23 protein-coding genes are annotated in these 25946 nt (G+C 55.2%); 22 read left to right on the plus strand and 1 reads right to left on the minus strand.

Annotated features, from left to right (window positions below):
- The first annotated feature begins 30 nt into the window (after positions 1-30).
- The 7 genes from OS190_RS13595 (at position 31) to OS190_RS13625 (ending at position 7927) form a co-directional block, all read left to right on the plus strand.
- Positions 31-978, plus strand: a complete 948-nt coding sequence (locus OS190_RS13595; protein ID WP_267159260.1) for a glucokinase — start codon at positions 31-33, stop codon at positions 976-978.
- Positions 979-1181: 203 nt separating this feature from the next.
- Entirely contained in the window at positions 1182-3299 is a 2118-nt protein-coding gene (locus OS190_RS13600) for a type VI secretion system Vgr family protein (RefSeq protein WP_267159261.1), read from the plus strand.
- Positions 3300-3338: 39 nt separating this feature from the next.
- A complete protein-coding gene (locus OS190_RS13605; protein WP_267159262.1) occupies positions 3339-4151 on the plus strand; it encodes a hypothetical protein in 813 nt (270 codons plus the stop codon).
- Entirely contained in the window at positions 4148-4348 is a 201-nt protein-coding gene (locus OS190_RS13610) for a hypothetical protein (protein WP_267159263.1), read from the plus strand. The genes OS190_RS13605 and OS190_RS13610 overlap by 4 nt, the downstream gene beginning before the upstream one ends.
- Positions 4349-4479: 131 nt before the next feature.
- Positions 4480-4779, plus strand: coding sequence for a PAAR domain-containing protein (locus OS190_RS13615; RefSeq protein WP_267159264.1), 300 nt, complete (start codon positions 4480-4482; stop codon positions 4777-4779).
- 577 nt (positions 4780-5356) lie between these two features.
- Positions 5357-6547, plus strand: a complete 1191-nt coding sequence (locus OS190_RS13620) for an acyl-CoA dehydrogenase family protein (protein WP_267159265.1) — start codon at positions 5357-5359, stop codon at positions 6545-6547.
- Positions 6548-6766: 219 nt separating this feature from the next.
- Positions 6767-7927 (plus strand): acetyl-CoA C-acetyltransferase, encoded by a 1161-nt coding sequence (locus OS190_RS13625; RefSeq protein ID WP_267159266.1) that lies wholly within the window; start codon positions 6767-6769, stop codon positions 7925-7927.
- Positions 7928-7972: 45 nt separating this feature from the next.
- Here the strand turns inward: OS190_RS13625 and OS190_RS13630 are convergent, their stop codons facing one another.
- Positions 7973-9097, minus strand: a complete 1125-nt coding sequence (locus OS190_RS13630) for a LacI family DNA-binding transcriptional regulator (RefSeq protein WP_323370711.1) — start codon at positions 9095-9097, stop codon at positions 7973-7975.
- Positions 9098-9216: 119 nt separating this feature from the next.
- Here OS190_RS13630 and OS190_RS13635 point away from each other — a divergent pair, with 119 nt between their 5' ends.
- From OS190_RS13635 to OS190_RS13705, 15 genes are all read left to right on the plus strand, one after another.
- Positions 9217-10194, plus strand: coding sequence for a Bug family tripartite tricarboxylate transporter substrate binding protein (locus tag OS190_RS13635; RefSeq protein WP_267159268.1), 978 nt, complete (start codon positions 9217-9219; stop codon positions 10192-10194).
- A 67-nt stretch (positions 10195-10261) separates the two neighbouring features.
- Positions 10262-10756, plus strand: coding sequence for a hypothetical protein (locus OS190_RS13640; protein ID WP_267159269.1), 495 nt, complete (start codon positions 10262-10264; stop codon positions 10754-10756).
- Between the two features lie 42 nt (positions 10757-10798).
- The gene (locus tag OS190_RS13645) at positions 10799-12310 is read left to right on the plus strand and encodes a tripartite tricarboxylate transporter permease (protein ID WP_267159270.1); all 1512 of its coding nucleotides are present in this window, start codon (positions 10799-10801) and stop codon (positions 12308-12310) included.
- A gap of 34 nt (positions 12311-12344) precedes the next feature.
- Positions 12345-13280 (plus strand): ketopantoate reductase family protein, encoded by a 936-nt coding sequence (locus OS190_RS13650; RefSeq protein WP_267159271.1) that lies wholly within the window; start codon positions 12345-12347, stop codon positions 13278-13280.
- Between the two features lie 45 nt (positions 13281-13325).
- Entirely contained in the window at positions 13326-14492 is a 1167-nt protein-coding gene (locus tag OS190_RS13655; protein WP_267159272.1) for an enolase C-terminal domain-like protein, read from the plus strand.
- Positions 14493-14497: 5 nt separating this feature from the next.
- Positions 14498-15925, plus strand: coding sequence for a 3-isopropylmalate dehydratase large subunit (locus OS190_RS13660; RefSeq protein WP_267159273.1), 1428 nt, complete (start codon positions 14498-14500; stop codon positions 15923-15925).
- Complete coding sequence (locus OS190_RS13665; protein ID WP_267159274.1) at positions 15922-16542, plus strand: 3-isopropylmalate dehydratase small subunit; 621 nt, start codon at positions 15922-15924, stop codon at positions 16540-16542. The genes OS190_RS13660 and OS190_RS13665 overlap by 4 nt, the downstream gene beginning before the upstream one ends.
- Before the next feature lie 237 nt (positions 16543-16779).
- On the plus strand, positions 16780-17853 hold the full coding sequence (locus OS190_RS13670; protein ID WP_267159275.1) for a C4-dicarboxylate TRAP transporter substrate-binding protein: 1074 nt from the start codon (positions 16780-16782) through the stop codon (positions 17851-17853).
- 63 nt (positions 17854-17916) lie between these two features.
- Positions 17917-18462, plus strand: a complete 546-nt coding sequence (locus OS190_RS13675; RefSeq protein ID WP_267159276.1) for a TRAP transporter small permease — start codon at positions 17917-17919, stop codon at positions 18460-18462.
- 1 nt (position 18463) lies between these two features.
- Positions 18464-19807, plus strand: a complete 1344-nt coding sequence (locus OS190_RS13680) for a TRAP transporter large permease (RefSeq protein WP_267159277.1) — start codon at positions 18464-18466, stop codon at positions 19805-19807.
- A 26-nt stretch (positions 19808-19833) separates the two neighbouring features.
- A complete protein-coding gene (locus OS190_RS13685) occupies positions 19834-21117 on the plus strand; it encodes an alpha/beta hydrolase family protein (RefSeq protein ID WP_267159278.1) in 1284 nt (427 codons plus the stop codon).
- 37 nt (positions 21118-21154) lie between these two features.
- Positions 21155-21799 (plus strand): TetR/AcrR family transcriptional regulator, encoded by a 645-nt coding sequence (locus tag OS190_RS13690; protein WP_267159279.1) that lies wholly within the window; start codon positions 21155-21157, stop codon positions 21797-21799.
- Complete coding sequence (locus OS190_RS13695; protein WP_267159280.1) at positions 21792-23348, plus strand: class I adenylate-forming enzyme family protein; 1557 nt, start codon at positions 21792-21794, stop codon at positions 23346-23348. Before OS190_RS13690 ends, OS190_RS13695 begins: the two co-directional genes overlap by 8 nt.
- A gap of 53 nt (positions 23349-23401) precedes the next feature.
- On the plus strand, positions 23402-24949 hold the full coding sequence (locus OS190_RS13700; protein ID WP_267159281.1) for a class I adenylate-forming enzyme family protein: 1548 nt from the start codon (positions 23402-23404) through the stop codon (positions 24947-24949).
- Positions 24950-24979: 30 nt separating this feature from the next.
- A complete protein-coding gene (locus OS190_RS13705; protein WP_267159282.1) occupies positions 24980-25768 on the plus strand; it encodes an SDR family NAD(P)-dependent oxidoreductase in 789 nt (262 codons plus the stop codon).
- The last annotated feature ends 178 nt before the right edge of the window (positions 25769-25946 follow it).

Genomic DNA, 25946 nt, shown 5'->3' on the forward strand with positions numbered 1-25946 from the left:
TCGCATCAGAGCATGCGGAGTGTATCGCGCATGACGCCGGGTGCAAAGACACTGTTGCTGGCTGATGTGGGTGGGACAAATACCCGTGTGGCTGTTGCTGAAAATGGTACAGCTGCAAACGTGCGGCACTATCGAAATGCTGACTTTGGCAGCTTTTATTCCCTGATCAGAAAGTATGTAGACTCATTAAAGCTACCTCAGATCGAGGAGTGTTGTGTGGCGATGGCGGGGCCGGTTCGCGGCGGAGAAGGGCGGTTGACCAACCGCGATTGGCATATTGCAACAACCCAAATCCAAACAGAATTCGGGTGTTCAAAGGCATTGTTGATGAATGATCTCACCGCTTTGGGTCATGCCCTGCCGCGCCTGCCGAAAGAAAGCCTGAATGCCTTGGCCGGTCCCATTGGGGCTGTGTCAAACGGGCAGTCCCTGGTGGTCGGGATCGGTACGGGGTTTAATCTCTGTCCGGTCCAACATCAGCGCAACGGGACAGTGGCCTGTCTGGAAGTAGAGATGGGCCATGCCGCACTGCCCGTTCCCCTGAAAGTTGCGCTGAAAGATGTGATTGGCAAAGCCGCGGATGGGTTTGCTACATTGGAACATCTGTTCTCCGGTGGAGGTCTTGCGTCATTTCATCAGGCACGCAAAGAAGAAGCCAAAAGCGCGAAAGACATCGTTGAGGCATATTTGGCCGGGGATCAGGCGGCTGAAAATACTCTGACGCTCTATTCAGAGCTGCTGGGCATACTTAGCAATGAACTGGCCTATTATTATATGCCGATGAATGGCGTCTACTTTGCCGGAAGTGTGGCGCGTGGTGTTTTAAGGCCAGAGTTTCACGCCAACCTGACAAAGAGCGATGCAAACGCGGGTAAGGTAGGCAATTTGAATCATGCCATACCAAAGGCGATTGTCCTGGATGATGCCGCCGCTCTCATTGGGTGTCTGGCAGCACTAGATCAGGTCGAACTCCTCTGAATATCCGCGGTCGTTGCCCAGCCATGATAGAGAGAACTGGATTTCTGGTTTTCAGCACAAGGGTTGAAATGATGCCGCAATCTGGGTCGACTTTTGCATCTGATGGCAAAAACCTCTCTACACCGCAACCGAAGGTGGATATTACCTTTCATACTGATAAGATTTTGTTGAACTTTAGCTAAATTGATTGACGAGGTTCTGACATGACTGCCCTCTTTCAACAGGATACCCGGATTGGGCGCCTGACAACGGATCTTGGCAAGGATGTGTTGGTGTTATTGCGCTTTGACGGGTCCGACTATGTCAATGGCCTGTTTGAATATCATGTCGAAGCTCTGTCGTTGCAGTCCAATATTGATTTTGATCAGTTGATCGGCACCCATGCCAGTATTGAGATCGACAGCCAGAATGACAGCACGCAACTGTTTGACGGCATTGTTACACAGACTCGCTGGTTGGGCGTGGAAGAGAACGGTCAACGGTATGTTCTGACCCTGCGGCCATGGATCTGGATTGCGGGACAACGACGAAACCAGCGGATATTTCATAACAAAACGGTGGTTCAGATCATCGAGGAATTGCTGTTACCTTATCGAGGTCTGGGTGATCCGGCCATGTTGGTGCGGTTGGTCAACGACTACCCTAGCCTTGAATATACTGTGCAATATCGAGAAAGCGATCTGGCTTTTGCGACCAGATTGATGGAGCGGTTTGGAATTTCCTATCATTTTTCCCACAAATTGGGGTCGCATACTCTGGTTTTAACCGACACGATTGAAAGTCACGATCCTCTGCCAGGTGTTGAGCGAGAGTATAAGCCTGCATTGGGTTCGGCCAATACGGGGCATGAACATTTTTGGGAATGGCAGCCCGAACGCAGGATGACAACCGGTGCGATGCGCCTGACGGAGTATAATTTCAAGACGCCTCGTACCGCTCAGGAAGTAGATCGTCTGGGTGATGCGGCCTATGCTCAGGGTCAAACCGAAAGCTATGACTGGCCCGGTGATTATCTTGATCCGGAACGTGGCAGTGTCGTTGTGGGGCTGCGCCTCAGACAAGAACGCGGGCAAGGTGCACGCCACCGCGCCTTGGGTGATTGTACTTCTTTGCGTGCGGGCATGACAGTGGTTCTGACTGGCGATCTTATTGAAGGGGTTACAGGAACGAATTCACTGTGTCTCGTGGCGCGACACACCTATACTTCTGACGGATATGGATCAGGCGGGGCATCTGCGGAGGTGAACTACGCCTACACCGGTGAATATATATTAATGCCTGTGACAGTGCCCTTGGCACCCGAACGCAAGACGCATGTTCCGGTGGTGTACGGCCCGCAAACCGCCGTGGTGGTTGGCGAGGGCGAGATTGATTGCGACGAATATGGTCGCATATTGGTGCACTTCCATTGGGATTTGGAAAAAGCCTATTCCATGCGGTGTCGTGTTTCTCAGAACTGGGCTTCGAAAGGGTGGGGCGGGATGGTCATCCCGCGCATCGGCATGGAGGTGGTTGTCGAATTTCTCGAGGGCGATCCTGACAAACCACTGGTTACGGGGTGTGTCTATAATGGAGCGAACGAAGTGCCCTACACCCTGCCAGCACATAAGACCCGTTCCACATTCAAGACAGACACACATCAAGGTACGGGTTTTAACGAATTGCGATTTGAGGACAAAAACGGATTGGAAGAAGTATACTTGCGGGCAGAAAAGGACTTTTCGGTCCGGGTTCGCGAGAACAGGGTCCAGAATATCGGAGGGACCGATATTAAGGTAGTCCATCATGACAGCCGTGAAACGATCAAAGGCGATTTTTCCAATCGCGTCCTTGGTGACGCCATCATTTCGGTTGGCACCAGTGCCGCGGATATGGATGTACAGCAATATTTGAATCTGGGTGAAGACGGGTTGCGGGATCCGTTGTTGTCCAAGTCGAAAACCCTTTTCGACGGCCCCAAGAGTGGTGGTTTGCTCAGTATTCTGGCAAAGGGAATGCTTACGATTGTCTCAAGGGCGAGTGTCATGTTGCGTGCGTCAAAAAGTGTGCGTGCTCATGCAGGCAAGGATGTTCAGTTGGAAGCGGGTGATGATATCGATCTGTCCGCAACCCGTGATCTGGATATGACGGCCGGTAAATCCGTGTCGTTGCGATCAGGCCGCGACATTTATGTGAACACCGAAAACGCGCGTATCGTCATTACAAAGCAGGGTGATGTCCACGTGCGCGGCCGCAACGTTCATTTCGACGCACGCGGCGACATGAATCTCACAGCCGGAGGTAATGTGAACGTACGGGCAACCAAGATTAATCTGAACTAAGAGGGCAGCATGGGCGGAGATGGCGGGAATGAGCTTGTCGTGGAAATCCCCACAGACAACGGCGGGACGATCACGGTTACCATAGGAGAGGATGATTTCATTATCGACGCCGCGCGTAGCCAGGCGGAACCACTGCTGGACCGGGCGGTCGATTATGTTGGCAGCGGCATGCGGGCAGCAGTCAGTCATCCTATCGACGTGAATGTCGCCTGGTGGTACACGGCCGCGCGCATGGGGGCTTTTGATATATGGTCGACCCGACCCCGGGAAAATGCAGAGGGACTTGCGCGTATCTTTATGGACAACGCGGCCTCGTTGCACCGCGCCTCGGACCGCCGAATAGCGATCCAGATGCTACTGCTCTACTATGAGACAGATCTACGCAGCAAACTACTGTGGCAACTCGCAGCGCGGCAGGTTGGCGGGACAATATTGTCCTTCAATATATATTCCTTTGGTGGCCGTTTGGCCCCGAACCTGGCCACCAAGGCTGCGCTTGCATCGCATAACTTTTTTGCTTCAATGGCCGGTGCAGCGGTGCGCGCATGCATCGCAGTGGCTGAAAACCGGACGCAGGGTGATTTGACTGGTCATATCGTTGGTCCGCATTTCCTGATAAATGCGCTGCTGACAGGGGATGACACCATGTTCAATCTTGCCCATATGCTTGGGCCGCCCACTTATTTTCAACTGATTGCCCATCTGCGGGAACACCCGGAAGCGATTCAGATTGATGATGCTGAATATGCGCTGATCAATCGGGTTGTGATTTGGCTCGAGGAATATTTCACCTCCCCATCGGAAGCGTTAAACAACCTGCCGCAGAATGAAACGATTGAGTTCGGACCATGAAGAAGCTTTTGCGACTTTTGTTTTCTACTGCCTGGCGTGTGCTCTTGGTGGGTGCGATTTGTATTGCGATGATTGTCGTGGTTTTTTCTCTACCAGAGGTTGCGGACTACAAGAGCGCACCGCTTAAGGTCTGGTTGATCTTCGTTCCGGCTGTGCTGGTTGCGGCTCTGGGGCCCTTGTTGTTGTTTCGACGCTAGGCTCATTCAATGTGACAGGTAACGGGGCTACAGTCGGATTTGAACTTTGGGTTAGAGCTGCTAATCTTGGTGAACCAATTTAGGCAGAGTCTAAACCTGAAGCTTGTGACCCGGTCGAAACAGGAGAATTCATGCCCAAAGTTACCCGCCTTGGTGATATAGGTTCAGGCCATTCCTGTCATTTTCCACCGACAGAGTCGATTGGCGCGTCGCCGGATGTCTTTGCAAACAGTACCGCGGTTGTACGGCAAGGCGACCCCTATGCGCCGCACGGATGCGCCACCTGTCCGGCACCACCGCATGCGCGTAGCCTGTCCGGCGGATCGGGAACGGTATTCGTAAATGGAAAACCTGCAGGGCGCGTCGGTGACGGTATTTCCTGCGGCGGCAGTGCGACTGTTGGATCGGGCGATGTGTTTTTTGGCGACTAGGGGATTGGCCTAAAGTTTTGAGGGTTGAGCCACTACACCCATTTGTAGGGAAAGCCCTGTGGTGACAGTTCGTTTGTTTTTCCGCCGTCTGGCCGAACGCCTTGCAAGACAAGATCGGATCACACCCCGATGAACTGAACCGCTGCGCTCCCCGACGACATCAGGAGGGGTTTCAGGTCAATTCTTCAAAAACTGGCGTCTGAAATGCATACGCATGTTCGTTGGACTGTGGTTGCGTCGATGACATGTCAGGTATTGTTAGTACTTCTCGGCAAGGCCGTCTTTCGAATATGCCTGTCGTTAGATCGCTTTATGGCAGACACAATCTCCAATACCACAACCCTTCCAAGAAACGAGATTAATGCGAGGATCCCTAATCGGGTCATGACACTCATTCCGGGGTTGTTTCTGACACCGCTTTTGGCCACGCTGCCAAGCAGGCTGGGGCAGCAGTTTCCTTCCCCCCGCGCCTTGGCGATCCCAAGGAAATTGTACAGATGGTGGAGCCCATCATCACAAACCCCATGCTGAACGGCGAGATGATCCGTCTGGACGGCGCAATACGGATGGCACCAGAATGAGCTTTACACTTGAAAATTCCGGCATGACAGATCGAGCCTTGGACATTGCGTCCAGGGTTGAAAGTTTTGTGCGTCAGACAATCGTCCCTTATGAGAAAGACCGGCGCCGTGACGGGCATGGTCCCAGTGACGCTTTGGCCAATGAAATGAAAGAGTCCGCGCGCACCGCCGGGGTGCTCACGCCAAATATCCTCGCGGATGGCTCTCATCTGACACACCGTGAAACAGCCTGTGTTTTGATCCGTTCCGGTCTTTCCCCGCTTGGACCCGTTGCCTGCAACGTCAGCGCACCGGATGAGGGCAATATGTACCTTCTGGGCAAAGTTGCCTCTGGCGAAATGAAAACACGTTTTCTGGACCCGATGGTCGCTGGAAAGATACGTTCTGCCTTCTTCATGACCGAACCTGCCGAAGACGGAGGCGCGGGGTCGGATCCCATGATGATGCAGACAACCTGTCATCCGGATGGCAATCACTGGGTCATTAACGGGCGCAAATGCTTTATCACCGGTGCCATGGGTGCTGGAATGGGTATCATCATGGCGAAATCCGATCAGGGGGCCTGTATGTTCCTGACCGATCTGCCGGACCCGGCCATCCGGGTTGATCGGGTTATGGACACCATCGACAGTTCCATGCCCGGCGGACATGCTGTTGTGACGATTGACAATCTGAGGCTGCCCGCCAGTCAGATGCTGGGTGAAAGTGGTGAAGGCTTTCGCTATGCACAGGTACGCCTGTCGCCGGCACGTCTGACCCATTGCATGCGCTGGCTGGGCGCTGCCATTCGTGCCAATGAGATCGCTACCGATTATGCCAATCGCCGGATGGCCTTTGGAAAACAGCTTGTCGATCACGAAGGTGTTGGTTTCATGCTGGCTGAGAACCTGATCGACCTGAAACAATCGGAACTGATGATATATTGGTGCGCGGATATACTGGACACCGGTGTCTTGGGAACGGCTGAAAGCTCCATGACCAAGGTTGCCGTTTCCGAAGCATTGATGCGGGTGGCGGATCGTTGTGTTCAGGTCATGGGCGGGCAGGGCGTGACCGAAGATACAATCGTCGAACAGGTGTTTCGCGAGATCCGCGCATTTCGTATTTATGACGGCCCAACAGAGGTACACAAATGGTCCCTCGCCAAGAAAATCAAACGGGACTGGAAAAGCAAGAACCCGTCATGACCACGGCAACGAATACCGGGGTGACGGCGGCCTGCATGGGTTGTGCATTCGATGTTAGGGCGCTGGATCACTGGATGAACCGGAATGCCAAAGGTTTATGGGGGCCCTTGAGGTGTTTTACTTAAAGGCGCAATCCAATCTTATATTCAAACAAGCCGCCTCGTGGGGTGCGCGCGTTTCTTGCGCACTGTAAACCAAGTTACATGAAAGGAAATTAAAATGGCCGAAGCCTACATAGTAGAGACAGTGCGCACCGCAGGGGGCCGCCGCGGGGGGGCTGTGGCGGGTTGGCATCCGGCGGATATGGGGGCAGAAGTGATCAATGCCCTCGTGGACCGTTCTGGTATTGATCCCGCAGCGGTGGATGATGTGATCGTAGGCTGTGTAACACAGGCTGGCGAACAAGCCTTCGCCTTTGGCCGCAACTGCGTCCTGGCGTCCCGTTTGCCCCAATCTGTACCTGCGGTGACCATCGATCGGCAATGCGGAAGCTCGCAGCAATCGGTGCAGTTCGCCGCGCAAGCGGTCATGTCAGGCACACAGGATGTAGTGATCGCCATGGGTGTCGAAAGCATGACGCGGGTGCCAATGTTCTCTAACGTGTCGCTGCACCAGAAAGAGGGCTTGGGGCAGGGGCCGTTTTCTGGCCGGATCGCTGAGCGTTTTGGCACCAGGGATTTTAGCCAGTTCATTGGTGCCGAGATGATCGCGCAGAAATATGGGTTTGACCGGGAGGCTCTTGATACCTTTGCTCTGGAAAGCCATAAACGCGCGGCGGAAGCGACCCGACAAGGGGCTTTTGACAAGGAAATCCTGCCCCTCGCGGTGGATGGAGGACTTCATAGTGTGGACGAAGGTATTCGTGCTGATGCGACCTTGGAAAGCATTGGTAGTGTCCGCTTGCTGCAGGAAGGGGGTGTCATTTCAGCCGCTAATGCATCGCAAATTTGCGATGGCGCAGCGGGGGTTCTGGTGGTCAGCGAAACGGCCTTGAAACGGTATGGCCTGACGCCGGTTGCACGGATCGTAAATCTGACCGTCACCGCCGGTGATCCGGTCATCATGCTGGAAGAACCGATTCCCGCCACCGCGCGGGCGCTGGAACGTGCAGGCATGAAAATCGACGACATCGACCTGTTCGAGGTCAACGAAGCCTTTGCACCGGTGCCGCTGGCATGGCTTCAGGTGACAGGTGCCGATCCAGCAAAGCTGAACGTGAACGGCGGCGCCATTGCATTGGGTCATCCCCTGGGGGCGTCCGGGGCGAAACTGATGACCACACTTGTTCACGCATTGCATGCGCGGGGCAAGAAACTCGGGCTTCAAACCATGTGCGAGGGTGGCGGAATTGCCAATGTCACCATACTCGAAGCAGTGTGATTCCGATCTGGGCGTGACCTGCGCGCCAAGGGAACCGCGCTGTTTTTAGGGGCGGTCAACCATGGCGGTCCTGGGCGCAGTCTGGACTTTGCAACTGCCTCGTTCAACCAGCTTTACCGGAAAGGAAAATCGCCGACCGCTGGTCAATTGCTCGACCCGACTGGCTTCGGCATTTGCGGGTGGTGTTTGCGGTGCACAGACCAATCCCGCCGCAAAAAGAGCCATGTCCCGAATGGGCAGTTGAATGGTGCTGATGCCGGGACCCCAAAGCTGGTGCCAATCCGGATCGTCGTAACTGACCAAAGAGATGTCATCACAGACCGACAGGCCACATTCACGAATCGCACGCAGCGCGCCAAGTGCAAGTTGCGAACTGCCAATCACTAGACCGCTGGGCGGCGGGCGCTGGCGTAAAAGTTCCATTGCGGCATGATATCCCGCTTCAGGATGTGGTGGCACCAGTCGGAATTCTGCTACCGCCCCGTCGGTCGCACCCATGGCCGCAAGATAGCCTTCCATTCGATGATTGCCGGTACTCAGGGTTTCGAGGCCTCCACCGAGGTATGCGATCCGCCGGTGACCAAGTGACAGAAGATGTTGCGTTGACAAGCGTGTGGCATTTTCATCCTGCGCGGTCACCACATCTGCTGTAATATTCGGGTGGGAGCGTACCAGCTGCACTACCGGCATTTCCGATAACATAGCAGCCGTTTCAGCCAACATTCCGGCGACCGGGGTGATCACGATCCCCCGCGCCCGTGCACGGCGCAATTCGGAAACATGCCGCAATTCCTGTTCCGGATCATCTTCGGAAATGGCAAGTACCAGTTGCAAATCCATGGCCGAGACGGCCTCGGCAAGAACCTTTGCAATTGCACTGTAAAAGTGGTTCTGCACATCGGGCAGGATGAAGCCGACGATATTGGATGGTTCGCCCCGCATAACCCGCGCTGCGGTATCCGGAACATAGCCCATCTCGGCGGCCATATTGCGGATTCGTTCCTTGGTGTCCTCACTGATCAGAGGCGATGCGTTCAATGCGCGTGATACCGTTGCGTGGGAAACGCCAAGCCGCTGCGCAATGTCCTTGATTGTAACCCGTCTGCCGCTGTCGGTCATTATTTGCCTTCTTCTTCTCGCCTCAAAGCTGAGATCGGTTCGCGTTTCCATCTTGACACAACATGATGGCTAGGGATATTGAAAGCAATGCACACGTGTGCATATGATAGCAACGTTAGTTTGCGACCCATTTTGGTTGCGAAGTGATGCTGAATGGGAGGAACTTAGCAATGTTTAAATTAAAGGGATTAGCCGCTGCCGCGGTGTTTGGGATTATGTCTATGGTAGGCCCGGTATTTGCCGAGAGCTGGCCAAGCAAGAATATCACAATGATCGTTCCCTTCGGCGCGGGAGGTTCGATCGACCGTTTCGCGCGGGGTCTTGCACAGCATTGGGAAAACAACCTTGATGGGGTGTCCATCATCGTCGAGAACCGCCCCGGTGCCAGCGGGTTACTGGGGGCAAAGACCTTTTTGAACGCGCCTGCGGACGGCCACACCTTGTTTGTCGGGATTCAGCCAACACTAAGTATGAATACCGTAGTTCAGAACGCGGATTTTTCCCTGGATGACTTCGCCTTTGTCAATTTTGAACAGCGTGACTTTGGCGATGTCGTGGTGAGCGCTTCTTCTCGGTTCAATACGATTGAAGATTTCGTATCCGAAGCCCGTGCAAAACCCGGAGAGCTATCGGTGGCGATGATCCTTGGCGGTGGTACCTCGTTGTTTGGGCTGGCCTTGCTGCAAGAACTTGATCTGGACGTTCGTATCGTCACCTTTGACAGTGGTGGTGCATTGCGCACAAACATGCTTGGCAACCACAGCGATGCGACGATTTCAGGCGCTTATGGAGACAGATCTCTGGGGGATCAGGTCAAGGTTCTTGCGGTTGCTTCCCCTGAACCTTTCCCCGGACTTGACGGGGCAGCACCGGTGGCCAAAGCCTTTGAAGGGCTGAATATCCCGCAAATTGGTGATAGCCGGTTCGTGGCGGTTCATGGCACATTTGCACAAGAACAACCCGAAGCCTTTGCGCAACTTGTCGAGAGCTACAAATCCACCTTCGAAAGTGAAGTCTATCAGACCTATCTGAAGGAAACCGGAACGGATGTGATCTCTGGTTATATGGGACCGGATGCATCGACAGAGCAGGCAAAATCCATGGAAACCGTTGTTATTCGGTTCAAGGATGTCCTGACCAATAAGTAACTGATGCAATACCTTCTGCTTCGGGCGTTCCAGCCCCGAAGCAGTTCGATAGATTGACGAGGCTATTATGACAGAGTCCAAATCTCAAAACCCGTGGCTGCGGTTTGCCGGTGAAATGATCGTTCCCGTGTTGTTGCTTGGCTATGCGTCCCAATACTACATCAGTGTCGCACGACTGCCCCGCCCGGAGACAAATCTTTTGCTGATTGGTCCGGTCTATTGGCTGCTTTTGCTGTGTTGTCTGGCTTTCGCTGGGTTTCGCCTGCTGGAAATTCTGCGCACCAGCCAAAGCGATTACCGCGAGAGTCCCGCCGATCCGTCAACCGTTGTTGATCCGGTGAAGTCAGTCGCCTTTGTAGTACTGACCGCCGTTTGTATCTGGGGCATTCCCCAGTTTGGCTTTGTCACAACCACTTTCGCTTATTGTCTGGCTTTGCTGCTTGCCCTGGGTGTGAGATCGCCCTTGGTTCTTGTGTTCACGCCAAGCATTTTGGTCAGCACCCTTTGGGTGGGGATGGAACATTACCTTAACCTTCGCCTGCCGACCGGGATGCTGTTCTGATGCCCGTCCCCCTGCGCCCTTGTAATAATAAACGAGAACTCAATGTTTGATATTGGGTCCATCGGTGCGGGCGCTTCGCTGTTGATGGAGTGGCATTTGTTCGGAATGCTTCTTCTGGGTCTGCTGTTTGGTATTGTGACCGGTGCCATACCCGGTTTTAGTACGCCCCTTGCGATCAGTGTGATGCTTCCTCTGACCTTCCCGATGAGTCCGCTTGTGGCCATTGTTTTTTTGACGGCGGTTTATGCGGGCGGAAACTTCGGGGCGTCGATCTCCGCAATCCTGTTGAATATTCCCGGTTCACCTCAAGCCATTATGACAGGGCTTGAGGGCTATCCAATGACCCAGAAAGGGCGCGCTTACGAGGCCCTTGGCACTTCTGTTGCGGCGTCCGCTACGGGAAATCTGGTCGGTTCCTTCTTCCTTATTCTGGTGATGCCCCTGATCGTGTTATTGGCGTTGAAATTCGGGCCGCCCGAAATGTTCCTTGTAGGGGTGCTGGGACTGACGATCATTGCCTCACTGGACAAGAGTTTTCTCAAAGCGATGATCGCGGGAATGTTTGGTGTACTGATCAGTACAACGGGCATGTCTTCAACCGGTGCCATCCGGGGAACCTTTGGCTATTTCGAATTGATGGATGGCATCTCGATCATCCCGGCGTTGATCGGATTGATCGGGTTTTCGGAACTGTTTTACATGCTGCAAAAATCCCATGTGACCGAAAAGGCCGATGGGGATATGAATGTGCCTGGGTCGGCGCTCTCCCAGTTGTTGAGAGGGTTTCGTACCGCATTTGCCTATCCCGCGGCTTTGCTGCGCTCGTGCGGATTGGGCGTAATTATCGGTGCCTTGCCCGGTGCGGGGGCGACGATTTCCAGCGTAGTGAGCTATAATGAAGCCAAACGAGCCTCTGCCACACCAGAGGAGTTTGGCAAGGGCGCACCAGAGGGCTTGATCAGTGCGGAAGCGGCCAATAATGCCTCTGAGGGCGGCGCGCTTGCGTTGATGCTGGCGCTTGGTATTCCCGGCGGTCTGGCAACGGCTGTTCTGATCGGCGCCCTGATGTTGCAAGGGCTCATCCCAGGTCCACGCCTGTTCATGGAACAGCCGGATCTGGTTTACGGGGTAATGCTGGCGCAGTTTGTGACCTCTATCTGTCTGATGGGAATGGGGCTGTTGGTGTCATTCTGGGCAGCGAAGATCGTGCGCATTCCGACGCAGGTGTTGATTCCGGTGATTTCAATATTTTCTATTGCAGGCACCTACGCCGTGCACTTGCTGATGTTCGATGTGGTGCTGATGGCGATTTTCGCCGCCCTTGGCATCCTGTTGCGGCGTTTTGACTACCCGCTGATTGCGGTGGTTCTGGGCATTGTTCTGGGTCCGATCCTCGATGCCGAACTGCTGCGCACCTATCAGACCTTCGGTCGGATAGACCTGTGGATCTTTTTAGCACGTCCTGTGTCTCTCGTGCTTCTCTCACTCTTGGGATTCAGTTTGGTAACGACAATTATCCGCGTGCTGCGCGACCGCGGGAGGGCGACGCCCTGAGGCGCCGTACACCCTGTTTTAAGGAGGACTGAAAATGAAGATTGCAGTGATTGGATGTGGTGCCATGGGTTCCATCTATGCTGGTCTTCTTGCCGATTGCGGGAATGATGTTCTGGTAGTCGACAAATGGGCTGATCACGTAGAGGCAATTAACCGTAACGGTCTTGTTGTAGACGGTGCGAGCGGTCATCGAAAGGTGCAGGTGCGCGCCTTTGAAACCGCGCCACAGGGTGAAACCGTGGATCTGATGGTTCTTGCAGTGAAATCCGCCGCTGCTGGCGAAGCGGCGCGGATATCGCAAACTCTGATAGGTGAGCATACGCTTGTTCTGACGATCCAAAACGGCCTGGGGGCAGCAGATGATGTTGTCCGAACACTTGATCCCGATCGCCTTATGGTTGGCATTGCGGGTGGTTTCGGCGCTGCCTTGCTTGGGCCGGGACAGGCCCATCACAATGGAATGCAGGTTATCCGCATCGGTGCTTATGCCGGGCTTGCTTTTGCAAAGATCGAACAAGTCGTCGATCTTTGGCAACGTGCCGGTTTCACCACAGAGGCGGCGCAGGACATTTCTGCAATGCAATGGGACAAATTGATCTGCAACGTCGCCTATAGCGCGCCCTGCGCTCTGACAGGACTGACCGTGGGCGAGGCCATGGACGACCCCGAACTCGGGCCTATCAGCCGCGCCGCCGCGATTGAAGCTGCCCAGATCGCAATCGCACGCGGGATTGCAATCGACATACCAGATCCTGTTGCACATGTGCGCGCTTTTGCTGGGCGTATGCCTTTGGCAAAGCCCTCCATGTTGCTGGATCACGAAGCCGGGCGGCTGAGCGAAATAGATTATATTAACGGTGCGATCCCGCGCGAGGCGGCCAAACTGGGCCTGCAGGCACCGGTGAATGAGACTCTGACCCGGCTCGTCAGGATGAAGGAGCGAAAAATTGTCGCCAATCAGAAATCTTGAGCAGTCGGCCGGATCGAGCCATCATCCGGCACTGGGAACTCGCGCATGAAAATCACCGATATCCGAACCCACAGTGTCAAGCTGGAGGGCGCAATTTCTAATGCGGTTGTTTCTTTTGATGATCACGACGTTTCACTTGTAGCAATTGTCAGTGATGTTATGCGCGGTGGCCGCCCCGTGGTGGGCTTTGGCTTCAACTCGATCGGGAGATACGCACAACGGGGCATCCTTCTTGACCGGATTCGCCCCCGGATTCTGGCGGCCACGCCGGATAGCCTGCTAGGGGAGGACGGGTGTCAACTTGATCCGGCCAAAGTCTATGCGGTGGCCATGAAGAATGAAAAACCCGGCGGACATGGGGATCGCGCCTCGGCTGTAGGTGCGCTGGAACTGGCGGTCTGGGATCTGAACGCAAAGCTGGATGACCGCCCTGCATATGCCGCCATTGCAGAGGCCTGCGGACGCTCGGCCAAATTGGTGCCTGTCCCAGTTTATGCGGCGGGCGGCTATTATTACGGCACCGGGTCAGGCAAAACCCTTGGCGATGAATTGCAGGGGTATCTCGATCTTGGCTTTGATGCATTCAAGATCAAGGTGGGCGGGGCAACAGAGTCTGAGGATCTGGCACGTATTGAAGAAGCGCTCAAGCTGGCCCGATCGGGTGCCCATCTCGCGGTGGATGCCAACGGGCGTTTTGATCTCCCCGGTGGGTTGGCCTTCGGACGGCGAATTGCGCCCTATAACCTGCGCTGGTACGAAGAGATCGGCGACCCACTGGATTATGCGCTCAATCAGGCAATGGCCCATTGCTATGATGGACCGATCGCAACTGGGGAAAACCTGTTTTCGCTGCAAGACGTACGCAATCTGCTGAACTTCGGAGGCATGCGGTCGGGCAGGGATATTTTCCAGATGGATGCGGGACTGAGTTATGGGCTGACCGAATATTTCCGCATTCTGGAGTTGCTGGAAAGCCGTGGCTTTGATCGCGCACAGGTCTTTCCCCATGGCGGCCATCTGATCAACCTGCATATCGTGGCCGGGCTTGGCCTTGGCGGATGCGAAGCCTATCCCGGCGTATTCAAACCGTTCGGGGGCTACCCCGACAGTTGTCCCGTGACGGATGGAACCGTGCAACCCAGTGATGCGCCGGGCTTTGGCTTGGAGGAAAAACCGGAAATTGCCGCGGCAATCCGGCGTTTGATGGCTTAGGAAAAATGATGGCAAGAACGCTCTACCAAAAAGTCTTTGACCTCCATGTGGTGCGGGAAGTGGCCGACAATCAATATCAACTGGCTGTCGACCTGCACCTTGTGAACGAGGTCAGCAGCCCGCAAGCCTTTGACGAACTGCGTGAGCGGGGGCTGCCCCTGGCCGCGCCGCATCGCACCTTCGCCTGTGCGGATCACTCGATCTCTACCGGTGGCGATGTACGCAAGTTCGATGACCTTTTGTGCGAGGCCCAAGTCCAGTTGTTGGGCCGGAACACGCAGGAAAATGAAGTCACCTATTTCGACCCCATGAAAGGGCTACATGGCATCATCCATGTTGTCGCCCCCGAACAGGGTTTGACACAGCCGGGAATGGTGATTGCCTGTGGCGACAGCCACACTTCCACCCATGGAGCTTTTGGCACTATCGCTTTTGGCATCGGGACATCTCAGGTGCGGGACGTGCTGGCGAGCCAGAGCCTGATTGCCGAAAAATTGAAAACGCGCCGTATTGCGGTGGAGGGAAAACTTCCATCAGGAGTTTTTGCCAAGGATGTGGCCTTGCATATCATCCACCGACTGGGGGCCAAGGGTGGGCTGGGCTATGCCTATGAATTTTGCGGCACGACCATCTCAGGCTTTTCGATGGACGAACGTATGACCCTTTGCAACATGGCCGTCGAGGGGGGGGCTCGGTGTGGGTATGTGAACCCCGATGAAACCACCCTGGTCTATCTGCGCAACCGCCCCTATGCGCCTGGTGCCGCCACATGGGAACAAGCGGCGGCCCGTTGGCTGAGCTTTGCCTCAGACCCGGAAGCCTATTGGGATGACGAAGTTGTTTTCCACGCCGAAGACATCCGCCCGATGGTAACATGGGGCACATCCCCCGATCAGTCGGTTCCGGTGGATGAACCCCTGCCTGATCTTGCTCAGGCAGGAGAAGAAATCGACGGATGGCGCGCGGCGATGGATTTTATGGGGGCGGCATCTGGCCAGTCGGTCATGGGAATTCCTATTGATATTGCTTTCATCGGCTCTTGCACAAATGGCCGGTTGTCCGACCTCGAAGCGGTGGCGGATTTTTTGCGGCAAAGTGATCGCCGCGTCGCATCTGGCGTGCGGGCTCTGATTGTGCCGGGGTCTCGCAACGTGCGTGAAGCGGCGATTGCGCAGGGTCTGGACCGGCTCTTTGCTGACAGGGGGTTTGAGATGCGTGACGCCGGGTGCTCGCTGTGTTGCGGCATGAATGCCGACAAGCTGGTGGGGCTACAGGTTTGCGCTTCTTCGTCCAACCGGAACTTTCGCGGGCGCCAGGGTTCCCCCATGGGGCGCACCTATCTCATGTCTCCTGTGATGGTTGCGGCGGCTGCCCTTGCTGGCAAAATCACTGATGGACGGATGCCCGAACCCGGTTCAGGAGGCCACAAATGACAGGTCCCATCCTTGCGGTAACGGGATGCGGCCTTCCGCTTCCGGGAAATAATATCGACACGGACCAAATAATAGAGTCCCGCTATCTCAAGTTGACGAGTTTTCAGGGAATGGAGACCCATGTCTTTGAAAGTCTCAGGCAAATGGCCCGGACTGCGGGCGCGACGCCCCATCCTTTTGATGATCCGCGCTACAAAGAGGCATCGGTTCTGGTGGTGGGGCGCAATTTTGGATGCGGCTCATCGCGCGAACATGCGCCGCAAGCGCTTTACCGGTATGGGATCCGCGCCATCATAGGGCAATCCTTTGGCGAAATCTTTGTTGGAAATTGCCTGTCCATCGGGCTTCCCTGTGTAGAGGTCGCCGCAAAAGATGAAGCGAAGTTACAAGATCTATGCCGTGAATTTCCAACTCAGTGTATCACTGTTGATATTGCCAAAGGGGTCATCTTCGCGGGCCAAAGGCAATTTTCGGCGGCGCTGGAAGAAGGGCGCAAGCAACGCCTGGTCAGTGGGTCATGGGATTCCCTTAACGTTCTGTTGGACGCAGCGGAACATACTCGCACAAAGCTACAAGAATTGCCTGTAATCAATCCGATCAAAACAGGGACGACCTGAGCCCCGTCAATAGGAACACCCCTGCGCCAAAGAGGAAAAGTTACCGATTTAAGCTGTAGGACTGCGCAGAATCTGGTCGGCGATAAAGGCTGCTTCACCTTGGAGCGGCACAACTTATCTTTGTTTAAGCAATTGAAAAATAAATAAACACTGGAACTGTGAACAAGTTACTTGGCAGTCAACTTAACGCTTGTTAAGGTGAATTATTAATAAGTTCTAATCGAACGGGAGGAATCGATGTTAAATCTGCTTAAAGGACGGTATCTAACCCCACTTTGCTTGGCGGTTGCACTTGGAGCGGCGCAAACCGCTACTGGCGAGACCTTGCTGCGATGGACCGAAGGAAGCGCCGATCGCGGGTCGCGAGCGGCAACCTATCATTGGTTTGCGGACCAGGTGAAAGAGCGAACCGGCGAAGAAATTTCATTCCAGTTTTACTTCGGGGGTGCCCTGATGGGGCATGCGGCGAACGTATCGGGCATCGGCAGCGGGGCTGCGGACATCGGACAGGTTATCGCGGCCTATACGCCCAAGGAACTTACAGCTTATAGCGTGGGGGATCTGCCCTTGGTCGGCGTTGATCCTTGGGTCGGTATGCGGGCCATGTATGAGCTGGCCACCACAAACCCTACTTTGCAAAAAATGTTTGACGAATTGAACCTCGTTTACATCGCAAATCAGTCCACCGGTCCGGTCCAACTGATCTGCAACGGAGCCGACATCAAGACACTGGAGGATCTCAAGGAAGTGAAAATCCGCGCATCGGGGTCTTATGGTGAAGTGCTGTCATCGCTTGGCGCCAATGTCATTTCAATGAGTCAGGAAGATGTCTATTCGGCGCTCGACAACGGGTTGGTCCAATGTAATCAGCAATATGTTCAGGGCGTCATTCCTTATCGCCAGCACGAAGTGACCGATCAGATTATCCTGCTGAATCTCGGCCAAATCCTTGGTTTCGGAATCGTGATGAACAAAGACAGTTTTGAACGGCTCAGCCCGGAACAGCAAAAGATCGTCCGTGAAGCCGGCTCGGAGTTTGTTGACAATTACAGCGAGCGACTTGCGGGGGACGTAGAGTCAAACCTTGAAAAGATGAACACCCTTGACAGCGACTTTTCAATGCAGGTTACCGAGCTTGGGGAGGCTGATATTGCGACGCTAGCCAAGGCGGGTGAAGTCTATAACGCAGGTTGGCTGGAAACAACTACCGAAGCGGGCTATCCGGCAGAGGATCTATTCGCCAACTTCAAGGCTTTGGTGGAAAAATACGACGCCGAGCTGAAATCCAAAGGCTATCCCTGGGAAAGATGATCCAAAGAGACCGCTTGGTCCGCAAGCGGTCTCTTGACCAACCTTCGCAGTGGGAGTGCGATCATGCAGCTTGATTATACAAATGCCAATTCGGTTTTTCCCCGTGCCAATTCTATTCTTCGAATTTTTGAAAATCTGGCGTTCTGGTTCTCTGCAACCTCGGTTGCCATTTTGGGTGCGCTGGCAGTTTTCTCCATTTCGTTGCGTATGCTCACAGGACGCGCGATTCCCGACGACAACATCATGATCGGCGATCTTGTGGTTGCTATCGTCGCTCTGTCCTGGGCAACGGTCACAGCAACGCAAGGCAATATCGTGGTTGAAGTTTTTACCAACTGGGTGGGTGAGCGGGGCCAAGCGATGTTGCGTCTGCTGGCATCGCTGGTGGGAATGATGATGATCTTTCCCCTGTGCTGGGCTTCCTGGACCATGGCGAAACACTCGATCATCATCATGACCTATTACGATGGGCTGTTGCACTGGCCACAATGGCCCTCTCGCACAACCTTTTTCGTGGCATTCCTGCTGATGTCCATCCGACTCGTCTTTCTGGCTGCAACCGACGCAGTGCTTGCAATACGCGGGCCCAAACACGAACAGGCAAACTGATATGGATCCTTTTGTTCTCGGCGGGATGGGTATGGTTCTGGTTCTGGTCCTATTGATCCTTCGCGTGCCCATTGCATTCTCTCTCGGAGCTGTCGCGGCAGGATGTACCTTCCTGTTTTATGCGTGGCCACCGGGCGGACAAGTGGACTTTGCATTTGGCTTTCGCGCGGTTGTTCCGCTGTTGACGGCCAATAGTTTCAACTTTGTACATTCTTTCCAAATGTCGATGGTGCCCCTGTTCATCGGGTTAAGCCATATTGCCTATCATTCGGGGATTACGACGGATATTTACAATGCGGCCCGCATTTGGATGTCCCGGCTTCCGGGCGGGCTGGCCATTGCCTCGATCGTTGGCTGTGGTGGTTTTTCGGCTTTGACGGGGTCAAGCGTTGCTTGCGCCGCCGCCATGGGACGGATTTGCACACCAGAGATGTTGCGCGCCGGATATGGCCCGCGCATCGCCACATCATCGGTTGCGGTGGGGGGCACGCTCGGCTCTCTTATTCCTCCCAGCGTCCCGTTTATCCTTTATGGTATCTTCACCGAGCAATCCATCGCCAAACTTCTGATGGCCGGGATACTGCCAGGGCTATTGTCCCTGGTGGCTTTTGTCATTGTCGTTTTGGTCTGGGTCCGCATCAATCCTGCCGAGGCACCCATGTCAGAAGAAACCTTCACACGGGCCGAACGGATGAAGGCGCTCTATAATACTTGGCCCGCGCTTGTAGTCTTTGGCATCATTCTGGGCGGCATCTATGGGGGTTTCTTCACCGCCACCGAAGCGGCGGCAGTCAGTGCGGCCGCGGCGGTACTGATCGGGGTTGTGCTGCGCCGGTTGTCCTGGGCCGCCTTCGTGGATTCGCTGCGTCAAACGGCCTATCAGACAGCAATGATCTTTCTGATCGCCTTTGGTGCCAAGATGTTCGTGTCCTTTGTCGCCCTGACAAGGATCATGCCATGGTCCGTAGACCTGATGCAAAGCCTCGATCTTGAACAATGGCAAATGCTGTTTGCCATCTGCCTGATCTATCTGGTGCTTGGAATGTTTCTTGATCCCATCGGCATTCTGCTTTTAACCCTTCCTTTCGTGATCCCGTTGGTTGAAGGCATGGACCTGAACCTGATCTGGTTTGGCGTGATCGTTGTGAAGCTGTTGGAAATCGGCCTGATCACCCCGCCTGTCGGGCTCAACGCCTTCGTTATCAAAAGTGTCATTGGCAACCAGATTCAGACCCATACGATCTTTGCCGGAATTGCCCGGTTTCTTGTGGCAGATCTGATCGTTCTGGCCTTGTTGGTGGCATTCCCGATCATCTCGCTCACCATCCCGTTAACCATGCGTTGAACGCAAAAGAAGTGGAGGCATAGATCATGCGGCTCCTGTCCAAGACTTATTGGAACGGCTCACAAATCCGGTTCAGAATCCCACCCCAGGATGTGACGGGCACGCCGGTTCGCCTGAACGCAGTGGATGGTGCCGATATTCGCGGCGTTTTCTGGACGCCCAAGTCAAACCCGCGCCCCAAAGCGGTGGTCATTGCGGCCCATCCACGGGTCGACTTTTCCACCCATCACACCTATCCGGCCTTTCTCAAGGCCGGGTATGGCTGTCTTGGTGCCAATCTTCGTTCTGTGAATAATGACATGGATTGCGTGCATGAAAAGCTCCTGCTTGATATTGCGCGCTATATGCGTTGGCTCAAAGAGGATTGCGGAGTTGAACGTATCCTGTTGCTGGGTAATTCCGGAGGCGGTTCGCTGTTTTCGTTCTACCAGTCGCAGGCAAGCACCGCACCAAAGGACCGTATCGCATACACACCCGGAGGCCGCCCGACCGGACTTGTGGACGCGGAAATGCCCGAGGGTGATGCCCTTGTCTATATGGCTGCCCATACAGGGCAGGGGTTGATAATAAACGAGACCATTGACCCTGCGGTGATCGACGAAAGCCGCCCCATGCTTACGGACAGATCGCTGGATATGTATGACCCTGCCAACGGGTTCAAGCCGGCCCCCGAATGGAACCGCTATTCTCCCGAGTTTGTGCAGCGCTACCGCACAGCACAACTGGAACGGGTTCGCAGGCTCGACAATCTGGCCCATGAGATGATCGCAGAGGCCCAGCAGGCCGAGGCGGTGCATCAGGACGCGGGGTTCAACCGGCTCGATCCTGATATGCAGCGCCAGATAATGCGCCAGCAGGCTTTCGAGCCGCTGATGATCATCTACCGGACCATGGCAAACCTGCATTATGTTGACAACAGTCTCGATCCATCGCCGAGGGACTACGGTTCACTGTTGAGTGAGCGCCCCGACCTGATGAATTTCCAGCACCGTGGCTTTGCTCGTATCCAGACCCCGCACGCATGGTTGTCCACTTGGTCGGGCCTTTCATCCAATGCCAACACCCATCTCACCGCGCCCAAGGTGACGATCCCATCATTGGTTATCCATGCGGGTAAAGATCTCGACGTGTTTCCCAACACTCATTCGCGTAGCATTCTGGAGTCGCTCGGCGCAAAGGACAAAGACTATTGGGATTTCCCGAATGCACTGCATTATTTTGAACCCGAACAGGGCCAGAACGACAGCGCCTCGTTAGACGCGCTGATGGAACGGCTGCTGCCATGGGTTCAAGAGCGCGTTGCCGCTTGATCGCTCTGGACGGGAAACAAGAGACATGGACCACGAGATGAAAGATTCAGAAACTACAACAACGGCCGAGACGCCACCCTCGAGCCGCGACCAGATTTTGGACGCCGCAGCAAGAATATTCGGCGCCAAAGGCTATGATGGCACATCGGTGCGCCAGATCGCGGCAGAACTGGGCATTTCAGCGCCTGCGCTTTATCATCATTTCCTGTCAAAGGAGGAATTGTTTTGCGCTACTCACGAGCGGGGCTTGCGGATCATTTCGGCCTTGACGGCCACGGCTGCTGCAACGATGGATGCCAGTGATCCATGGGACAAGTTAGAGGCGGCGGCGGTTGCCCATTGCGAAGCCCTGCTGTGCACCGAAGGCTATCGCACGATCATATCGCCCCAGTTCCCCGACGTGTCAGATGACGTACGTGCCAGACTGGTGCAGCAACGGGACAGTTATGAGACCATCATCAAAAGACTGATCTCTGAGCTTAACCTGCCAGCCCATATTGATCCTTTCATCTTTCGAATGCAGCTTTTGGGCTCTTTGAACTGGACCACCGCTTGGTTTCAGGCCGATGGCAGTCTTGACCCGACCACCATCGCACGACGAACGGTGCGTCAGTTGCGTGACGGAATCCACCCACCTCATGCGTCCCATGTCCCGCCAAGACAAGAGAACGACCATGTTTGACGACGCTCATCTCTTTCTTACGGATGTATTTGCTGGTCACGCCCGGCGCAGCCCGAAAAAATCAGCGATTGTCTGTGACGATGCCAGCCTGACATGGGAAGAGTTCGATACCCTGATGAACCGTATCGCCAACGCGTTGCTGCGCGACGGATTGCAAAAGGGCGATAGGGTCGCGGTTCTCATGGGTCCGTCGGTGGAATGTATTGCCACAATGTTTGGTTGCGTTCGAGCAGGCGCGATACTGGTTCCCTGTGGCACGATGCTGACCGATGACCAGCTTACGGTGCTGCTGCGGGATTCCGGGGCACGGGCATTGGTCGCTTCGGCCGAGTTTCAGGAACAGGTCAAGGCGGTTGCGCGGCATCTGCCCGATCTCGCCGAAGACTGGCGCGTGGCGCTGGGGTGGCAGGCCGATGGCTGGGTGGCTTTTGACAGGTTTATCAGGGATGCAAGCCCTCTAACCCCCGAGATCCGGTTTGCGCCGGGCGATCCTTTCAGCATCATGTACAGTTCGGGCACTACCGGGCTGCCCAAGGGTGTGGTTCATTCCCAACGGGCGCGCAGTTTCTTTGCAATCTCGAACGCGGTAGAGATGGGGTTCGGGCCGCACAGCCGCACCGCGATCAGCACGGCGCTGTATACTGCTGCGTCATGGATCATGCTTGTGCCCACGCTTTTTGCCGGTGGCACTGTCAGGTTGCTGGCGGGGTTTGATCCGGCAGAACTTTTGCACAATGTCTCAGAGGAAAAGATCACCCATACCTTTCTGGTACCAAGCCAGATCTTGATGGTTCTTCAAGAAGACGATCTTAAAAAACATGACGTATCTTCCCTGCGCACCGTCTTGTCCGCCGGATCACCCCTGCGTCCGGATGTTAAGCGGCGCTGGATCGATTTCGTCGGGAACGCATTTTACGAGCTGTATGGTTTTACCGAAGGGGCAGCCACCTTGCTGCGGCCCGAAGATCACGCAACCCGTGCCAACTCTGTCGGCGCGCCTATTCTGGGAACGGAGTTTGTGGTGATCGGGCCGGACGGAGCGGTTCTGCCCCCGGGAAGCGATGGCGAGTTATGCGGATATTGCCCCGGCTTGATGACCCATTACTACAATCGACCCGAGGCCACCGAAAGCGCCATCTGGCGTGATCCCATGGGGCGTTCCTTTATGCGCTCGGGCGACATTGGACGAATGGATGCCCAAGGGTTTGTCCAGATCCTTGATCGCAAGAAAGACATGATCATTTCGGGTGGTCTCAATGTCTATCCAACCGATCTTGAGGCCGTATTGGGCGAACATCCGGATGTGCGTGACGTTGCCGTGATCGAAAGCCCTGACGAGAAATGGGGCGAACGGCCTGTCGCCTTTGTCATTCCCGCCCGCGAGATGAAAAGCCAAGCCGATGAGATCAAGGATTGGGCCAACCAGCGTCTGGCAAAATATCAGCGTATCCATGACCTGCGGTTTGTTGAGGATCTGCCACGAAATGCCTTGGGAAAGGTCTTGAAACGGGAAATGCGAGAGGCTTTTGCATCCTCGCTGAACGTGTGACGCTGCGGCGGCGGGGTCAATCGTCGTCGGATCAGGAAACAAAGGAGTGTGAGATGTATCTGACGCAACCATTGCACAAGGCACGGCGCGAATGCCCCCAAGGGATTTTCTCCATCCACGGGGATCGCCGTCAAAGCAATGAGACGTTTGTAAGCCGGGTGGAATTGCTTGCGGGGGGTCTGCGCGGGCTTGGTCTTGTCCCTGGCGCGCGTGTGGGGATGTTGGCCCATAACTCCGACCGTTTTCTGGAATATATCTATGCCACGCTTTGGGCCGGTGGGGTTCTCAATCCTGTCAACACCCGCTGGAGCGCACGCGAGATTGCCTATTCTCTTGACGACAGCGACACCCAAATCCTGATCGTCGATGACAGCTTTGCCCCAATGGTCGAAACCCTGCGAGCTCTGTGCAACGTTCCTTTGACTATTATCCGTTTGGACAAAACCCCTGTGGCAGAGGCGGTAGATTACGAAACCCTGATTGCGGAGACGCAGCCCCTGGCTGATGAAATACGCCAGGGTACGGATCTGGCCGCTATTTTATACACAGGAGGTACTACAGGTGCCCCGAAAGGTGTTATGCTATCCCATGGCAACCTGGTCGCTGATGCACTGGCCCTGACTGCGGCCGCAGATCATGGCAAGGACGCTCCCGGGCTGCACATCGCGCCACTGTTTCATGTGGGTGGGCTGGCGGCCGTCTGGCAATTTGCCCTGCGCCGAGCACCGCAGGTCACCACATCCCATTATGATCCGGGCGAAGCCCTGCGCCTGATTGAAAGGGAAGCAATCGGCGATATTTTCGTGGTGCCGGTGATGCTACGTTGGCTGGTGGACCACCCCGATATTGCCACGCGCGACCTGTCTTCACTCCGATCAATCCGCTATGGGGCGGCACCCATGGATATCACACTCTTGCGGCGCGCCATGGACGTATTTCCTCAAGCGGGATTCCTGCAGGTTTACGGGCAGACCGAATGCGCCCCGGTGGTGACCACTCTCGCGCCACAGGATCATGTTGCCGACCCGGACGCTGCGCAGATGCGCTCTGCGGGGCGTCCCATCAGCACCGCAGAGATCAAGATTGTCAATGAGACAGGCAAGGAAGTAGCACAGGGGATGGTAGGTGAAATCGTGGTGCGCGGTCCTACGGTCATGCTTGGCTACTGGAACAAGCCGGAAGAGACCCAAGCAGCCTTGAAAGACGGCTGGATGCACACCGGCGATGCGGGACGTTTTGATGAAAACGGGTTTCTCTATGTGGTTGATCGAGTCAAGGACATGATCATCTCGGGGGGCGAGAATGTCTATTCGATTGAAGTTGAAAACGTACTGTCCAAATATCCCGGAGTGTCACTTTGTGCGGTGATCGGTGTCCCCGACGCAGAATGGGGGGAGCGGGTTCACGCCGCGATTTTGCCAAACGAGGGCGTGTTGTTGTCTCCAGAAGTGCTGGATGCCCACTGCCGTTCGCAAATCGCCGGGTACAAGGTGCCGCGCAGTTATGAATTCGTGAGCGAAATGCCGTTATCGGCTGCCGGAAAGATCGTGAAAAAAGACCTGCGGGCGCAATATCTGGCCGCGATAAAGCAGGATGCCTGACACGATGTCCGCGCGGGAAAGGACTCCAATATGACAGGCAGACTGGACGAGCGTACAGCGATGATTACCGGCGCCGCCAGTGGTATCGCAGCGACCAGCGCCCGGATGTTTGCCGAGGAAGGGGCACAAGTGGTGCTCGCCGACCTGGATCACGCAGGTGCAGAGGAGGTTGCGCGCTCCATTCGTGACAAGGGCGGTGCGGCCATTGCCCTGCGTTTAGATGTGACCAAGGCTGACAGCTGGCGGGAAGCGTTTCAGTCTGCCCTGACGCGCTTTGCACGGGTTGACGTGCTGATGAACTGCGCCGGACTGTTGTTCGTAGCGCCCATCGAAGACACTTCAGTACAAGAATTTGACCGTTTGGTGGCGGTCAATCTGAAGGGGGTGTTTCTGGGTTGCCGCGCCGCTGTGGAGCATATGAAACAGCGCGATGGGGATTTGCCCTGGGCATCGATCATCAATGTGTCGTCTACGGCAGGGATGATCGGGACGGCCAATACCACTCTTTACACCATGACAAAGGGAGGCGTGCGCGTTTTGTCCAAATCCGTTGCCGTGGAAGTGGCGGAGCGCGGTTTGCACATTCGTTGCAATTCGCTGCATCCCGGCAGCACCGAAACCGCGATGTTCGATCAAAATCTCGCGCAGCGCGGCATGACCCGAGAAGCGCATAAACAAATGTCGAAAACGCGCAACCTGATTGGACGCATCGGGCAGGCAGAGGAGATTGCAAGCGGCGCTTTGTTCCTTGCCTCCGATGAATCCCGTTTCATGACGGGGACCGAACTGGTCATGGATGGCGGCTATAGCGCGCGATAGCCTTGCTGACGGGCACCGCCTTTCGGCAACGCAGATCAGATGATGCGCGAACGCAGGTCAAGCTGAGTGTCTGGGAGCGCAATGGAGAACGAAACCGGAATGAAGAAGGTCACCAACAACGCCTCGCTGCCTACGCCCTGGGGTCTGACAATTGCAAATAGCAGACAGGTCTCATGGC

The organism is Sulfitobacter sp. F26204, assembly GCF_026410305.1.
GTDB lineage: Bacteria > Pseudomonadota > Alphaproteobacteria > Rhodobacterales > Rhodobacteraceae > Sulfitobacter.

Coding starts and splice junctions, on each gene's coding strand:
- OS190_RS13595 (WP_267159260.1), top strand. CDS start 31: ATGACGCCGGGTGCAAAGACACTGTTGCTGGCTGATGTGGGTGGGACA.
- OS190_RS13600 (WP_267159261.1), top strand. CDS start 1,182: ATGACTGCCCTCTTTCAACAGGATACCCGGATTGGGCGCCTGACAACG.
- OS190_RS13610 (WP_267159263.1), top strand. CDS start 4,148: ATGAAGAAGCTTTTGCGACTTTTGTTTTCTACTGCCTGGCGTGTGCTC.
- OS190_RS13615 (WP_267159264.1), top strand. CDS start 4,480: ATGCCCAAAGTTACCCGCCTTGGTGATATAGGTTCAGGCCATTCCTGT.
- OS190_RS13620 (WP_267159265.1), top strand. CDS start 5,357: ATGAGCTTTACACTTGAAAATTCCGGCATGACAGATCGAGCCTTGGAC.
- OS190_RS13625 (WP_267159266.1), top strand. CDS start 6,767: ATGGCCGAAGCCTACATAGTAGAGACAGTGCGCACCGCAGGGGGCCGC.
- OS190_RS13630 (WP_323370711.1), bottom strand. CDS start 9,097: ATGGAAACGCGAACCGATCTCAGCTTTGAGGCGAGAAGAAGAAGGCAA.
- OS190_RS13635 (WP_267159268.1), top strand. CDS start 9,217: ATGTTTAAATTAAAGGGATTAGCCGCTGCCGCGGTGTTTGGGATTATG.
- OS190_RS13640 (WP_267159269.1), top strand. CDS start 10,262: ATGACAGAGTCCAAATCTCAAAACCCGTGGCTGCGGTTTGCCGGTGAA.
- OS190_RS13645 (WP_267159270.1), top strand. CDS start 10,799: ATGTTTGATATTGGGTCCATCGGTGCGGGCGCTTCGCTGTTGATGGAG.
- OS190_RS13650 (WP_267159271.1), top strand. CDS start 12,345: ATGAAGATTGCAGTGATTGGATGTGGTGCCATGGGTTCCATCTATGCT.
- OS190_RS13655 (WP_267159272.1), top strand. CDS start 13,326: ATGAAAATCACCGATATCCGAACCCACAGTGTCAAGCTGGAGGGCGCA.
- OS190_RS13660 (WP_267159273.1), top strand. CDS start 14,498: ATGATGGCAAGAACGCTCTACCAAAAAGTCTTTGACCTCCATGTGGTG.
- OS190_RS13665 (WP_267159274.1), top strand. CDS start 15,922: ATGACAGGTCCCATCCTTGCGGTAACGGGATGCGGCCTTCCGCTTCCG.
- OS190_RS13670 (WP_267159275.1), top strand. CDS start 16,780: ATGTTAAATCTGCTTAAAGGACGGTATCTAACCCCACTTTGCTTGGCG.
- OS190_RS13675 (WP_267159276.1), top strand. CDS start 17,917: ATGCAGCTTGATTATACAAATGCCAATTCGGTTTTTCCCCGTGCCAAT.
- OS190_RS13680 (WP_267159277.1), top strand. CDS start 18,464: ATGGATCCTTTTGTTCTCGGCGGGATGGGTATGGTTCTGGTTCTGGTC.
- OS190_RS13685 (WP_267159278.1), top strand. CDS start 19,834: ATGCGGCTCCTGTCCAAGACTTATTGGAACGGCTCACAAATCCGGTTC.
- OS190_RS13690 (WP_267159279.1), top strand. CDS start 21,155: ATGAAAGATTCAGAAACTACAACAACGGCCGAGACGCCACCCTCGAGC.
- OS190_RS13695 (WP_267159280.1), top strand. CDS start 21,792: ATGTTTGACGACGCTCATCTCTTTCTTACGGATGTATTTGCTGGTCAC.
- OS190_RS13700 (WP_267159281.1), top strand. CDS start 23,402: ATGTATCTGACGCAACCATTGCACAAGGCACGGCGCGAATGCCCCCAA.
- OS190_RS13705 (WP_267159282.1), top strand. CDS start 24,980: ATGACAGGCAGACTGGACGAGCGTACAGCGATGATTACCGGCGCCGCC.